Annotated in this window: 8 protein-coding genes and 1 pseudogene; 7 read left to right on the top strand and 2 right to left on the bottom strand. The window is 72.4% G+C overall.

The features are described from left to right. Positions 1-2: 2 nt before the first annotated feature. Entirely contained in the window at positions 3-521 is a 519-nt protein-coding gene (locus tag ABZX30_RS05755) for a YwqJ-related putative deaminase (RefSeq protein ID WP_355929274.1), read from the bottom strand. 237 nt (positions 522-758) lie between these two features. Between ABZX30_RS05755 and ABZX30_RS05750 the strand changes: the two genes are divergently transcribed. The 5 genes from ABZX30_RS05750 (at position 759) to ABZX30_RS05730 (ending at position 9,386) form a co-directional block, all read left to right on the top strand. After that, entirely contained in the window at positions 759-1,778 is a 1,020-nt protein-coding gene (locus ABZX30_RS05750) for an SMI1/KNR4 family protein (protein WP_355929272.1), read from the top strand. A 9-nt stretch (positions 1,779-1,787) separates the two neighbouring features. Beyond that, the gene (locus ABZX30_RS05745) at positions 1,788-4,316 is read left to right on the top strand and encodes an SUKH-4 family immunity protein (RefSeq protein WP_355929269.1); all 2,529 of its coding nucleotides are present in this window, start codon (positions 1,788-1,790) and stop codon (positions 4,314-4,316) included. A 193-nt stretch (positions 4,317-4,509) separates the two neighbouring features. Continuing rightward, positions 4,510-5,394, top strand: coding sequence for a cellulose-binding protein (locus ABZX30_RS05740; protein WP_355929267.1), 885 nt, complete (start codon positions 4,510-4,512; stop codon positions 5,392-5,394). A 627-nt stretch (positions 5,395-6,021) separates the two neighbouring features. Next, a complete protein-coding gene (locus tag ABZX30_RS05735; RefSeq protein ID WP_355929264.1) occupies positions 6,022-6,810 on the top strand; it encodes an ABC transporter ATP-binding protein in 789 nt (262 codons plus the stop codon). Continuing rightward, positions 6,807-9,386 (top strand): FtsX-like permease family protein, encoded by a 2,580-nt coding sequence (locus tag ABZX30_RS05730; protein WP_355929261.1) that lies wholly within the window; start codon positions 6,807-6,809, stop codon positions 9,384-9,386. The genes ABZX30_RS05735 and ABZX30_RS05730 overlap by 4 nt, the downstream gene beginning before the upstream one ends. 72 nt (positions 9,387-9,458) lie before the next feature. Here ABZX30_RS05730 and ABZX30_RS05725 read toward each other — a convergent pair whose 3' ends face one another. Then, on the bottom strand, positions 9,459-9,698 hold the full coding sequence (locus ABZX30_RS05725; RefSeq protein ID WP_355929258.1) for a type II toxin-antitoxin system VapC family toxin: 240 nt from the start codon (positions 9,696-9,698) through the stop codon (positions 9,459-9,461). Positions 9,699-9,810: 112 nt separating this feature from the next. On the opposite strand from ABZX30_RS05725, the gene mfd reads away from it, so the two are divergent. After that, positions 9,811-13,344 carry a transcription-repair coupling factor gene (gene mfd, locus ABZX30_RS05720; RefSeq protein ID WP_355929256.1) on the top strand — a complete coding sequence of 1,178 codons (3,534 nt, stop codon included), beginning with the start codon at positions 9,811-9,813 and terminating at the stop codon, positions 13,342-13,344. Between the two features lie 366 nt (positions 13,345-13,710). Beyond that, positions 13,711-14,058, top strand: a pseudogene (locus ABZX30_RS05715) (HNH endonuclease); the annotation flags it as partial. Positions 14,059-14,159 lie beyond the last annotated feature (101 nt).

Here is a 14,159-nt window from a genome sequence, read left to right as displayed (position 1 = left end):
TTTCAGCCGTCGTTGGTGGTCGGGTCGACGATGCGGACGCCGAAGTGGGCGCTGAGGGCGGTGCAGGCGCGGCAGGGGGTGGCGAAGCTGCCGTGGAGGGGGTCGCCGTCCTCGCGTATGCGGCGGGCGGTGAGTTTTGCTTGTTTGAGGGCTTTGCGTGCTTCGCCGTTGGTCATGGGTTTGCGGGCGGCGCGTTTGCTGCGGGCGGTGTCGGCGGCGGTGATGTGGCGTGAGATGAGGATGGTTTCGGCGCAGCGGCCGGTGAAGCGGTCGCGTTGGGCGCTGGGGAGGGTGTCGAGGAAGTCCTGGACGAGGGGGTGGAGGGGTGGGGTGTGGTCGCCGCGGGCGGCGGTGCCGGTGAGGGTGGTGCCGCGGACGGAGAGGGCGGCGGCGACGGTGGGCAGGATGCCGTCGCGGCGGTGCAGGAGGATGGGGGTGGGGGGTGTCTCGGTGTTGCTCCAGCCGATGCGGGGGTCCCCCGCGTGTACGTCTCCACCGCCTCCGGCCTGCATGGTGTTCATGGTCCTCTTTTCCCTTCCGGGCTTCCCCCGAAGGACACAGAGTGCCAAATCGCGTGGCGGGTGGGGAAGCTGGGGCGGTGCGACACGCCCATGTTCGGTCGGGCTGTCACGGCGGGGTGACGGCTGGTCACGGAAGTGGAGGGCCGGTGACCGGGGTCGGTGTACGGCATAGGCTGTCGGCATTCACGATCGATTCCGCCGTAGAGGCCTGAGAGAACGCCGCAGGGGGCTACCGCCATGACGACAGGTCGGCTCGGGCTGGGGGCACCGCCCAGCCGCCAGGCTGGAGGACAGGGCGCGCCGCCGAACGCGGCCTATGCCGGGCAGGTCGTGCATTTCCCGGATCCGGTCCGGGCGGCACGTCACCCGAGGGGGGTGCGTGTCGACGAGCGCGGGTACCCGGATTTCTCGCCGTACGCGCGTGCGGCGGCGGAGATCGCGGAGCCGCCGGAGGGTTTCGGTGTCGATGAGCTGCGGCTGACGGACTATGTGTCGGCGAACGCGGCGTTGGCGGCGACGGGGCACGAGTTGTGGGACACGGTGCCGGATGTGGCGACGCCGCATGGCTGGACGTGGCATCACGTGGTGGGTTCGCGGCGGCTGGAGTTGGTTCCGGTCGAGGTGAAGGCGTTGCTGCGGCATCACGGTGGGGTGGCGACGGCCGGGGTGGACCAGGGGAAGCGGGGGACGCGGCCGTTGCAGGAGACGCGTCCGGCGCATTTCGGTCTGCCGAAGTCGGGTGTGGCGGTGTCGGAGTCGCAGGTGCAGGGGGTCGAGGAGGACCTGGGGTATCGGTTGCCGGGTGCTTATCGGTCGTTTCTGAAGGCGGCGGGCGGGTGTGCGCCGGTGGGGACGGCGTTGGTCGCCGAGCTGGGGTTGTTGGTGGATCAGCCGTTCTTCACGGTGCGGGACGAGGCGGCGGTCAACGACCTCGTATATGTGAACAAATGTTTGCGTGATCATCTGACGAAGGATTACCTGGGGGTGACCTTCGTGCAGGGCGGTCTGCTGGCGGTGAAGGTGCGCGGGGAGCGGGCCGGTTCGGTGTGGTTCTGCGCGTATGACGACGCGCGGGACGTGGATCCGGCGTTGCCGCCGGCGGAGCGGGTGGAGCGGTTGCTGCTGCCGTGCGGTGACGACTTCGACGCCTTTCTGTCGCGGCTGGCCGGCAGTCCGCCGGAGTTGGAGACGGTGGCGGACCTGATGGTGGACGGCGGCTTCGCGCGTGCCGTCCCGGTTTCTTCCGCGGGGGAGTGAGCTTCGGCGATGGTGACGTTCGCGCAGGCGCAGGAGCGCGCGGAAGAGTGGATCAACGGGGACGTTCCGGTGTACCAGCATCGTGAGGTGCGGGTGCGGGAGTTCGAGCTCGGATTCGTGGTGTGGGGCGAGGACCGTCCGGAGGGTCCGCGGTCGGACGCGGGCGGGCAGCGGCTGGTCATCGCCCGGGACAGTGGTGAGGCGACGTTGTGGCCGGCGTTGCCGGTGGGTGAGGTGATCCGCCGGTACGAGGAGGAGTACGGCCGTGAGGACGGGGTGGCTGATGCGGTGCCGGCGCCTGCGGCGCGGGTGGATCTGAACCAGACGTCGTTCTTGTTGAGTCCGCCGGAGTGGTTGCAGGAGGCGGCGGACAAGCTGGGGATTGCGGACCGACGGTCGCAGGGCGGTGAGCTGCCTCGGACGGAGGCGGGGGTGCCGGTTCCGCCGGCTGCGGGTGCTTCGGGTGCCGAGCCGTCCGATGCGGTGCCGTCCGATGCGGTGCCGTCCGACGCCGGGTCGTCGGGTGCCGGACCGTCCGGTGCCGGGTCGTCCGGTGCCGTGCCCGGGAGTGGTGCGTCGTGGCCGGCCGCCGGGGCGGGTGAGCCGGAGGGCTCCGGCGGGCCGGCGCCCGCGGGGGCGACGCCCTGGGCGGGTACGGACACCAACGGGGATGCGGGTGAGGACCGGTCCGTGCCGTTGCCGGAGACGGTGTTCGCGCCGCCGTTGAGCGAGCGCGAGGACGGTGCGCCGACCCCGCCGGAGGCCAAGACGGCGCTGCTGTCGGGGGGCAGCGGGCTGCCGCCGACAGCGGTCGCGCCGGTGGTGGACGGTCCGGGGGGTCCGGGGGGTCCGGCTGCGGCGCCGGTTCCGGGGCCCGCGCGGGGGAGCACGCCTCCGCCTGCGCCGCCGGGTGCTCCTGGTACTCCTGGTGCTCCTCTTGGTACTCCGCCGCCTGGTGGCCCGCAGGGGGCCCCCGGGTACGGCTATCCGCCGCAGGCCCCGGTGGGCCCTCCGGGTGCGCCTCAGCCGCCGGGTGGTCCGGGCCGGCCGTTGGCGCCGAACGCCGGGGACATCGCGGACGCCGCGACGAGCAAGGCCGCGCCGCCGCCGCGCCGCGCGCGCGGTGGGGCGGGTGCGCCGCCGCCTCCGGGCGCTCCGGGGATGCCGGGCGCCGCGCCGCCGCCTCCGCCGGGTGCGCCTGGGACTCCGGGTGCGCCGGGTGCGTCCGCGGGCGGGTATGTGCCGACGCAGTTCGTGTCGGCGCTCGGTCCGGAGGGGCCCGCGGGTCCGCGGCCGCCGGGTGGTCCCGGTCCGCAGGGGCCTTCGGCGGGTGGCGGGCGTGGTGCGGTGCATCACGCGGAGACCGTGCTGGCCGCACCCCCGGTGTCCGGGCCGGGCGTGCCTCCGCCGCCTGCCCCCGGTGTGCCTGCCGCCCCGCAGCCGATGCCGCCGGGTGCCATGCCGCCTCCCGGTGCGATGCCGCCTCCCGGTGCGATGCCGCCTCCCGGTGCGATGCCGCCTCCCGGGCAGCCCCCGGCGTACGGCTACCCGCAGCAGCAGGGGCTGCCGATGGTCGGCCCCGGGTACCAGGCCGTGCTGCGCTACCGGGCGCAGGACGGTTCCGAGCAGCAGCTGATCCGGCGTTCGGCGCCGGGTACGCCGCATCCGGAGTGGCAGATCTTCCATGAGCTGCGTGCGATGAACGTCCCGCCGAACCAGGTGCTCGAGCTGCACACCGAGCTGGAGTCGTGCGAGCTGCCGGGTGCGTACTGCGCGCGGATGATCCGGGAGCAGTGGCCGCAGGCCCGGATCGCGAGCATCGCGCCGTACGGGACGGATCACGCGAGCCGGCAGCAGGGCATGCAGCAGTTGCTGGCGCACCAGGGCGAGTTGCACCAGGTGGCGGACGGTCCCGCGCGGCCGGCGCCGGTGCGGGCGCCGCTGCCGCCGGTGCAGTCGGCGCCGCCGATCCCGCCGGAGGCGATCGCGCAGGAGCTGGCGGCGGCGTTCGGGCCGGGGATCTTCCGGTTCGACCAGGGTGCGGTGTCGCGTCAGGGTGTGCCGCCGATCGTGGCGCACACGCTGGTGGTGGCCGGGCTGCCGCTGGACATGGGCCCGTTCTTCTGGGCGCAGGCGCAGCCGGGGCGGCCGGTGCCGACGCTGGCGGAGCTGGCGGCGGAGCGTGGTGTGCGGCCGGCGCCGGACGCGGGGTCGTACCTGGTCATGGGTACGGACTTCGGCAAGGCGGTCTGTGTGCAGTACGGGACGGCGAACATCGTCGCCGTGCCGGTGGAGGCGGGGCCGGGCGGCGGTCCCGTACCGCCGCAGTTCGTGAACTCCGGTCTGCCGGAGTTCGCGCGGTGTCTGGCGCTGCTGGGCCGGATGTGGCGGCTGCGGTTCGGTCTGAATCCGGAGCAGGCGGGTCGCTGGACGGTCGATTTCCAGGCGCAGTTGGCGTCGCTGGACCCGGCGGCGCTGGGTTCGCCGGAGAGTTGGTGGTCGGTGCTGCTGGAGCAGATGTGGGACGGGCTGCTGTAGCGCGGTAGCTGTAGCGGTTGTTCGTGGTGGAGGGGGCCGGACCCGGGTGACCGGGGCCGGCCCCCTTCGCGTGCTGCGCGGGCCTGGCCGTGTGGTGTCTGCGGAGTGTCGTGTTATGAACATTTACGCCTGATACATAAAGATATGCGCGAAATTATCATTTCGTGTGTGTCTGGCGGAGAGGGTTCACGGGATGGGCAGCGCACCGGTGTCGCCGCACGGTTTCGTCTCCGTCCAAGGGCGCGGTTACCGGCCCGACCGGGTCGACGTGTTCGTCGAGGCGATCTCGCGCGACCGGGACGCCGCGTGGGAGCGGGCCGCCCGGCTCACCGTGCTCGCCAAGGACATGGCGGTGGAGGCGGCCCGGTTGCGCGAGGCGGTCGCGCGGCTCGCACCGCAGACGTACGAGGCGCTCGGCGAGGGCGCGCGGCGTCTCTTCCAGCTCGGGGTGGAAGAGGCGCACGCGCTGCGGGAGGCCGCGCGGGACGCGGGGCGGGCCGAGCTGGCTCAGGCGCGGGCGTACGCCGAGGGCGTGGGCCGGGCCGCCCAGGAATATGGGGACGCGCTCCTCGCGGATGCCGAGGAATGGGCCCGTCAGCGGCTCCTCGCGGCGCGTGCCGAGGCCGACGCCCTCCGGGTCGCCACCCGGCGGGAGGTGAGGGAGCGGCGCGGTGAGGCGCTCGCGGCGTTGCGGGAGGTACGGCAGCGGACCTCGGCGCTGCTGGCCAGGCAGGCCCGTGAGCATGCCGAGCGGTGGGCGGCGGCGGAGCGGGAGGAGGCCGAGCGGTCGGCCGCGCTCGACGCGCTGCACGCCGAGCAGGTGGCCCGGGCCGAGGCCGCGGTGTCGGACGCGGAGCGGGAACTCGCCGCGGCGAAGGAGGCGGAGGAGCCCACCCAGGAGGAGGCACGCGCGCGTGCGGCCGAGATCCTCGCCGAGGCCCGGGTGCGTGAGGAGCTGATCGCGCGGGAGACGGAGCGGGTGCTGCGCGAGCACGGGGAGATGTGGGACGCCATGCAGGCGCAGATGGACCACGTGCGGGGCAGTCTCGCGACCTGGAAGGGACAGCCGGCCGAGTAGCCCCGGCCCTTGCCGGGCGCCGGGTTCTGTCTTCGTCGGCACCGTGCCGTGCGGCGCCGGCCTCCGGCGGTGCCCGGCACCGCTCGCACCCCGCACCCTCCTCCGCTCCTCCCCGGCGTCACCCCCGCCGGCCGCAGGCCGCCGCGGCCGCTTCCCGGCGGGCCGTCACCGCGGAACCCCGAGGTGTCCGTCCGGTTGCCCTGACCGGCCCGCGGCACTCGCCCGGCAGGCGCCGGAGACCACCGCTCCGCTGGTGGGCGGCCTTCCGCTTGACCCTCACGTGGCGGGAGGGTGCAGCCTGTGCGGGCCGCCGGGTGGAGCGGGACCCCGAGTCCGGCCCCACCCGTGGGTGGACCGCCCCTAGGGGTTCCTCCGTACAGCGGTTGGGGGAGGGCTCGTACCGCTGGAGGAGGAGACGGCACCCGGTCCGTCCTTAACGTGGTCCTACGCCGCTGGGGGGCGGTAGGCCGAACCGGCGGGGGTGGGGTTAACCCCCCTGGAAGACGGGGCTTCGCACCAGCGCGCGGCACCCTCGCCGGAGGCCAGACTCATCGACGTACCCAGGACGACGCACCGGCTCACCGGGGCGCGATCCGCCGACTTGCCGACCGATATAGGAGACTTACCGTGACAACGGCTGTGACCATTCCCAGGCACGGGGGCACTGGAGGGCGTACGGCCGTTGCCGCGCGGGCGCGGCAGGTCGTGAAGGCGTACGGGTCGGGGGAGACCCGTGTCGTCGCCCTCGACCACGTCGACGTGGACATCGCCCGCGGCCGGTTCACCGCGATCATGGGCCCTTCGGGCTCCGGCAAATCCACGCTGATGCACTGCCTGGCCGGGCTCGACACGGTGACGAGCGGTCAGATCTACCTGGACGAGACCGAGATCACCGGCCTGAAGGACAAGAAGCTCACCCAGCTGCGCCGGGACCGGATCGGCTTCATCTTCCAGGCGTTCAACCTGCTGCCGACGCTGAACGCGCTGGAGAACATCACGCTGCCCATGGACATCGCGGGCCGCAAGCCCGACCGGGCGTGGCTGGACCGGGTGGTGGAGACCGTCGGTCTCGCCGGGCGGCTGAGGCACCGGCCCACCCAGCTCTCCGGCGGCCAGCAGCAGCGCGTCGCCGTGGCCCGTGCCCTGGCCGCCCGCCCCGAGATCATCTTCGGGGACGAGCCGACCGGGAACCTCGACTCGCGTGCCGGTGCCGAAGTCCTCGGCTTCCTGCGCAGGTCCGTGGACGAGCTCGGCCAGACCATCGTGATGGTCACCCACGACCCGGTGGCGGCGTCGTACGCGGACCGGGTGCTGTATCTCGCCGACGGCCGGATCGTCGACGAGATGCACCAGCCGACGGCCGATCAGGTCCTGGACCGGATGAAGGACTTCGACGCCCGGGGGCGTACGTCATGACCGTCCTGAAGACCTCGATGCGCAACTTCTTCGCGCACAAGGGCCGGATGGCCCTGTCGGCGGTCGCGGTGCTGCTGTCGGTGGCGTTCGTGTGCGGCACGCTGGTGTTCACCGACACGATGAACACCACCTTCGACAAGCTGTTCCAGGCGACCTCCGCCGATGTGCAGGTCAGTGCCAAGGGCGCCTCCGACACCGGTGAGACGACCTCGGACACCGGCAAGCCGCCGGTGATGCCCGCCTCGGTGCTCGCCAGGGTCCAGCACGCCCAGGGCGTCGGGTCGGCGCAGGGGACGGTGTTCTCCACCAGGGCGACCGTGGTGACCGCCGACAAGGAGAGCCTCTCGCCCAGCAACGGCGGGCCGACCATCGTCGGCAACTGGAACGCCAACGACGCCCGCACCATGAAGATCACCTCCGGTGCGGCGCCCGAGGGCTCCGGCCAGATCATGGTGGACGCCGACACCGCCGGCAAGCACCACCTGAAGCTCGGCGACGAGATCGGTGTGATCACCACGGTCGGCACGCACACCGCCCGCGTCTGCGGCATCGCCACCTTCACCGTCACCAACCCCGGCGCGGCGATCTTCTACTTCGACACCCGCACCGCGCAGCGGGCGCTCGTCGGCGAGACCGGCGTCTACACCAACGTCAACGTCATGGCGGCGAAGGACGTGACGGACGCCCGGCTGAAGAAGAACGTCCGGGCCGCACTCGGTGCCGGCTACAAGGTGCAGACCGCCAAGGAGGTCGCCGACGCCAACCAGAAGAGCGTCGGGAGCTTCCTGAACGTCATGAAGTACGCGATGCTCGGCTTCGCCGGTATCGCCTTCCTGGTCGGCATCTTCCTGATCATCAACACCTTCTCCATGCTGGTCGCCCAGCGCACCCGGGAGATCGGCCTGATGCGGGCCATCGGCTCGTCCCGCAAGCAGGTCAACCGCTCCGTGCTGGTCGAGGCACTGCTGCTGGGCGTGGTCGGGTCCGTGCTCGGTGTCGGCGCGGGCGTCGGCATCGCGGTCGGCCTGATGAAGCTCATGGGCAAGATGGACATGCACCTGTCGACCGATGACCTGACGGTCGCCTGGACGACCCCGGTGATCGGCCTGGTCCTCGGTGTCGTGGTCACCGTCCTGGCCGCCTACCTGCCCGCCCGGCGCGCCGGCAAGGTCTCCCCGATGGCCGCGCTGCGCGACGCGGGCGCCCCGTCCGACGCCAAGGCCGGCTGGATACGGGCCCTGACCGGCGTCCTCCTCACCGGCGCCGGCGGCCTCGGCCTGTACGCGGCCGCCACGGCCGACAAGGCCAAGGACGGCACCCCGTATCTGGGCCTGGGCATCGTGCTGACCCTGATCGGGTTCGTCGTCGTCGGCCCGCTGCTGGCCGGCGGCCTGGTGCGCGTGCTCGGCGCCGTGCTGCTGCGGATCTTCGGGCCCGTGGGCCGGATGGCCGAGCGCAACGCCCTGCGCAACCCGCGCCGTACCGGTGCCACCGGTGCGGCCCTGATGATCGGGCTGGCGCTGGTCGCCTGCCTGTCGGTGGTCGGCTCCTCCATGGTGGCCTCCGCCGGCGAGCAGCTCGACAAGACCGTCGGCACGGACTTCATCATCCAGAACGACAACGGGGACCCGGTCGTCCCGCAGGTGGTGAAGGCCGTGAAGTCGACGCCCGGCCTGGCGCGGGTCACCGAGTACAGGACGGCCAGGGCCGACTACACCACCCCCGACGGCCGGACGCTGAAGGACACCGACATCACGGCGGCCGACCCGACGTACGCCTCCGACCTGCGCAAGAAGACCGTCGCCGGCAATCTGGCGGACGCCTACCTGCCGGACTCGATGTCCGTGCACGAGAAGTTCGCCAAGGCCCACGGCATCCACCTCGGCTCGAAGATCACCGTCGCCCTGAGGAACGGCTCGACCGCCCGTCTGACGGTCCGCGCGATCACCAGCAGCGACGAGATGATCGACCAGGGCGCCAAGTACACCTCCATCGCCACGCTCGCCACGTACGTGCCCGCCGACAGGATGCCGCTCGACCAGCTGGTCTTCGCCACCGCCGAGGACGGGCAGCAGGCCGCCGCGTACCAGGCGCTCAAGTCGGCCCTGCACGACTACCCGCAGTACAAGGTCCGCGACCAGACCGACTACAAGAAGGCGCTGAAGGACCAGATCGGCCAGCTGCTGAACATGATCTACGGTCTGCTGGCCCTGGCGATCATCGTGGCGGTGCTGGGTGTGGTGAACACCTTGGCCCTGTCGGTGGTGGAGCGCACCCGGGAGATCGGTCTGATGCGGGCGATCGGCCTCTCCCGCCGCCAGCTGCGCCGCATGATCCGCCTGGAGTCGGTGGTCATCGCCCTCTTCGGCGCCCTGCTCGGCCTCGGCCTCGGCATGGGCTGGGGGGCCACCGCCCAGAAGCTGCTCGCCCTGGAGGGCCTGAACGTCCTGGACGTTCCCTGGCCGACCATCACCGCCGTCTTCGTCGGCTCGGCCTTCGTGGGACTGTTCGCGGCGCTGGTGCCGGCGTTCCGGGCGGGCCGGATGAACGTGCTGAACGCGATCGCGACCGAGTAGCCGCCCCGACGGGGGACACGGGCAGGCCCGGCGCCGAGAGTCACGGGGGGACTTCTCGGCGCCGGGCCGTTGTCATGCGCGCAGGACGGACACGTCGTACTTGGGGATCCAGGTGTTGCGGGTGATGAGGGTCAGGTCTTCGAGCTGGGCCTGGGCGCTGAGAACGCGGTCGAACGGGTCGCGATGGTGCCACGGCAGCCGACCGGTGCAAACGCCGTGGTCAGCGGTGATCGGAAGCCTCTTGAACTGCAGGTCACGTGAGCGCTCGGCCAGCTCAGGAGGGCCAGGACCGCCTTCCTCCGCCCGGGCCACCGCGTTCACTCCGCCGGGTGACAGGCCTCGGGCGTCGTACCCTGGGAACCCCCGGCCCGCGACGCGTGTCGGGCCCGTCGTGTTGCCCGCCCCGGACGAAAGCCGCCCCCGAATGAGCCTGCACGGTCTGCTCGACGCCGTAGTCAAGGACCCCGCCCTCGCGGAAGCGATCAAGGCGGCCGCCGACGGCAACCGCATGCACGTCGACCTGGTCGGTCCCCCGGCGGCCCGCCCCTTCGCGGTCGCCGCCCTGGCCCGCGAGGCCGCCCGCCCGGTGCTGGCGGTCACGGCGACGGGACGCGAGGCCGAGGACCTGGCCGCCGCCCTGCGCACGCTGCTGCCCCCGGAGGGCGTCGTGGAGTACCCCTCCTGGGAGACGCTGCCCCACGAGCGGCTCAGCCCGCGCAGCGACACCGTCGGCCGCCGCCTCGCCGTCCTGCGCCGCCTGGCCCACCCCCGCCCCGACGACCCCGAGACCGGCCCGGTCTCCGTCGTCGTGGCCCCCGTACGGTCCGTGCTCCAGCCGCAGGTCAAGGGCCTCGGCGACCTCGAGCCGGTGTCCCTGCGCAGCGGGCAGACCGCTGATCTGAACGCGATCGTGGAGGCCCTCGCGGCGGCCGCGTACGCGCGCGTGGAGCTGGTGGAGAAGCGCGGCGAGTTCGCCGTGCGCGGCGGCATCCTCGACGTGTTCCCGCCCACCGAGGAACACCCCCTGCGCATCGAGTTCTGGGGCGACGACGTCGAGGAGATCCGCTACTTCAAGGTCGCCGACCAGCGCTCGCTCGAAGTCGCCGAGCACGGCCTGTGGGCACCGCCGTGCCGTGAACTGCTGCTGACGGAGGACGTCCGCACGCGCGCGCGTGCCCTCGCCGAACAGCACCCGGAGCTGGGCGAGCTGCTCGGCAGACTCGCCGAGGGCATCGCGGTCGAGGGCATGGAGTCCCTGGCCCCGGTCCTGGTCGACGACATGGAGCTGCTGCTGGACGTCCTGCCCAGGGGCGCCATGGCCGTCGTGTGCGACCCGGAACGGGTACGCACGCGTGCCGCCGACCTCGTCGCCACCAGCCAGGAGTTCCTCCAGGCCTCCTGGGCGGCCACCGCGGGCGGAGGGGAGGCGCCGATCGACGTCGGCGCCGCCTCCCTGTGGTCCATCGCGGACGTCCGCGACCGCGCGCGCGAACTGGACATGATGTGGTGGTCCGTCTCGCCGTTCGCGGCCGACGAGACCCTGGACGCCGACACCCTCAAGCTCGGCATGCACGCGCCCGAGGCCTACCGCGGAGACACGGCGAGAGCCCTGGCCGACACCAAGGGCTGGCTCGCCGACGGCTGGCGCACCGTCTTCGTCACCGAGGGCCACGGCCCGGCCGCCCGCACGGTCGAGGTGCTCGGCGGCGAGGGCGTCCCGGCCCGCCTGGACGTCGACCTCGGCGACCTGGGCCCCTCCCTGGTGCACGTCTCCTGCGGCTCCATCGACCACGGCTTCGTCGATCCGGCGCTCGGACTCGCCGTCCTGACGGAGACCGACCTCTCCGGCCAGAAGGCGGCCGGCCGCGACGGCGCCCGCATGCCCGCCCGCCGCCGCAAGACCATCGACCCGCTCACCCTGGAGACCGGCGACTACATCGTCCACGAGCAGCACGGCGTCGGCCGCTACGTCGAGATGGTGCAGCGCACCGTCCAGGGCGCCACCCGTGAGTACCTGGTCGTCGAGTACGCCCCCGCCAAGCGCGGCCAGCCCGGCGACCGCCTCTACATCCCCACCGACCAGCTGGAGCAGATCACCAAGTACGTCGGCGGCGAGGCGCCCACCCTGCACCGGCTCGGCGGCGCCGACTGGACGAAGACCAAGGCCCGCGCGAAGAAGGCGGTCAAGGAGATCGCCGCCGACCTGATCAAGCTGTACAGCGCGCGGATGGCCGCTCCGGGGCACGCCTTCGGCACGGACACCCCCTGGCAGCGCGAGCTGGAGGACGCCTTCCCGTACGCCGAGACCCCCGACCAGCTCACCACCATCGCCGAGGTCAAGGACGACATGGAGAAGTCGGTCCCCATGGACCGGCTGATCTGCGGCGACGTCGGCTACGGCAAGACGGAGATCGCGGTCCGCGCCGCCTTCAAGGCCGTCCAGGACGGCAAGCAGGTCGCGGTGCTGGTGCCGACCACGCTGCTGGTGCAGCAGCACTTCGGGACGTTCTCCGAGCGCTACTCGCAGTTCCCGGTGAGCGTGCGCGCCCTGTCCCGCTTCCAGACCGACACCGAGGCCAAGGCCGTCCTGGAGGGGCTGCGCGAGGGCGCGGTCGACGTCGTCATCGGCACCCACCGGCTGTTCTCCTCGGAGACGAAGTTCAAGGACCTCGGCCTGGTCATCGTCGACGAGGAACAGCGCTTCGGCGTCGAGCACAAGGAGCAGCTGAAGAAGCTGCGGGCGAACGTGGACGTCCTGACCATGTCGGCCACGCCCATCCCGCGCACCCTGGAGATGGCGGTCACCGGCATCCGCGAGATGTCGACGATCACCACCCCGCCGGAGGAGCGGCACCCGGTGCTCACCTTCGTCGGCCCGTACGAGCAGAAGCAGATCGGCGCGGCCATCCGCCGTGAACTGCTGCGCGAGGGCCAGGTCTTCTACATCCACAACCGGGTCGAGTCCATCGACCGCGCCGCCGCCCGGCTGAGGGAGATCGTCCCGGAGGCGCGCATCGCCACCGCGCACGGCCAGATGTCGGAGTCGGCGCTGGAGCAGGTCGTCGTCGACTTCTGGGAGAAGAAGTTCGACGTGCTCGTGTCGACCACGATCGTCGAGTCGGGCATCGACATCTCCAACGCCAACACCCTGATCGTGGAACGCGGGGACACCTTCGGCCTCTCCCAGCTGCACCAGCTGCGCGGCCGGGTCGGCCGGGGCCGCGAGCGCGGGTACGCGTACTTCCTGTACCCGCCGGAGAAGCCCCTGACGGAGACCGCGCACGAGCGGCTGGCGACCATCGCCCAGCACACCGAGATGGGTGCCGGCATGTACGTCGCCATGAAGGACCTGGAGATCCGCGGCGCCGGAAACCTCCTCGGCGGCGAGCAGTCCGGCCACATCGCCGGCGTCGGCTTCGACCTGTACGTCCGTATGGTCGGCGAGGCCGTCGCGGACTACCGGCGCCAGCTGGAGACCGGCGGGATCGAGGAGGAGCCGCCGCTCGAGGTCAAGATCGAGCTGCCCGTCGACGCGCACGTCCCGCACGACTACGCGCCGGGCGAGCGGCTGCGCCTGCAGGCCTACCGGGCCATCGCCTCCGCCAACTCCGAGGAGGACATCAAGGCGGTACGGGAGGAACTCGTCGACCGGTACGGCAAGCTGCCCGAGCCGGTGGAGAACCTGCTGCTGGTGGCCGGGCTGCGGATGCTCGCGCGCGCGTGCGGTGTCGGCGAGGTCGTGCTGCAGGGCAACAACATCCGCTTCGCCCCGGTGGAGTTGCGGGAGTCGCAGGAGCTGCGGGTCAAGCGGCTGTACCCGGGGACCGTCATCAAGCCGGCCGCCCACCAGGTGCTGGTGCCGCGTCCCAAGACCGCGAAGGTGGGCGGCAAGCCGCTCGTCGGCCGGGAACTGCTGGGCTGGGTGGGGGAGTTCCTCGCCTCGATCCTGGGGTCGTAGGACGCCTCGGAGGGGGTAGCAGGGCAGGGGGCGGGACGTTCCCGCGCTTCGTGCGCCTGGCGCCCTCCCCCGGGCGCTCTCCGCTGCGCAGGGCCCTGCCGATACGGTGGGGCCAGGAGCGGGTCCGTCCGTGCCAGGGCGGAACCAGGGGAGGCGAAGGGGAGGGCGCACGTGAGGCGTCTGGGGGACGGGGCGGACGGGTCGGACGGGGCGGACGGGGCGGACGGCGGGGGAGCGGCGCTCACCGCCGTCACCACACTGAACGTCAAGGGCCGCGCAGCGAAGACCGGTTGGTTCCCCGCGGGGGACGGCACGGCCCGGACCGGGACCGGCTCCCGTTCCCGCGGCACCCGCGCCGTCTGCGTGCTGCGCCGCGTGACCGTGGCATCCGCCGCGGTGCTCGCCACCGGACCCGTGCTCGCCGGCTGCAGGGCCCTCGCGCCGCCCGCGGACGGCGGACCCTCCGGTTCCGCCGTCTCGACCGCCGACGACGGCCGGGCGGTGAACCCGCTGGACAATCCGGACGGCACCAAGCCGGGACTGGCCGCGATCACGTCCTCCGCGGACAGGGCCAGGGCGCGGTCGCTGATCGGGAAGGTGGCGACGAAGGGGCGCGGCCCCAAGACGGGATACGAGCGGGACAAGTTCGGCTACGCCTGGATGGACTCGGCTCCGGGCGGCATCCCCTTCGCCCACAACGGGTGCGACTCGCGGATTATCTCGATGGTTCGCGCTGTGGTGGGGCTGTTCTCGCAGCGTATGCAGGGTGTGGTCGCCTGTGCGTAGTGAGAGGCACGTGAGTCACAGGCTGCTGC

The sequence above is a fragment of the Streptomyces sp. NPDC004542 genome (genome assembly GCF_040610035.1).
Classification (GTDB): domain Bacteria; phylum Actinomycetota; class Actinomycetes; order Streptomycetales; family Streptomycetaceae; genus Streptomyces.
This window is presented reverse-complemented; position numbering and strand designations above follow the sequence as displayed.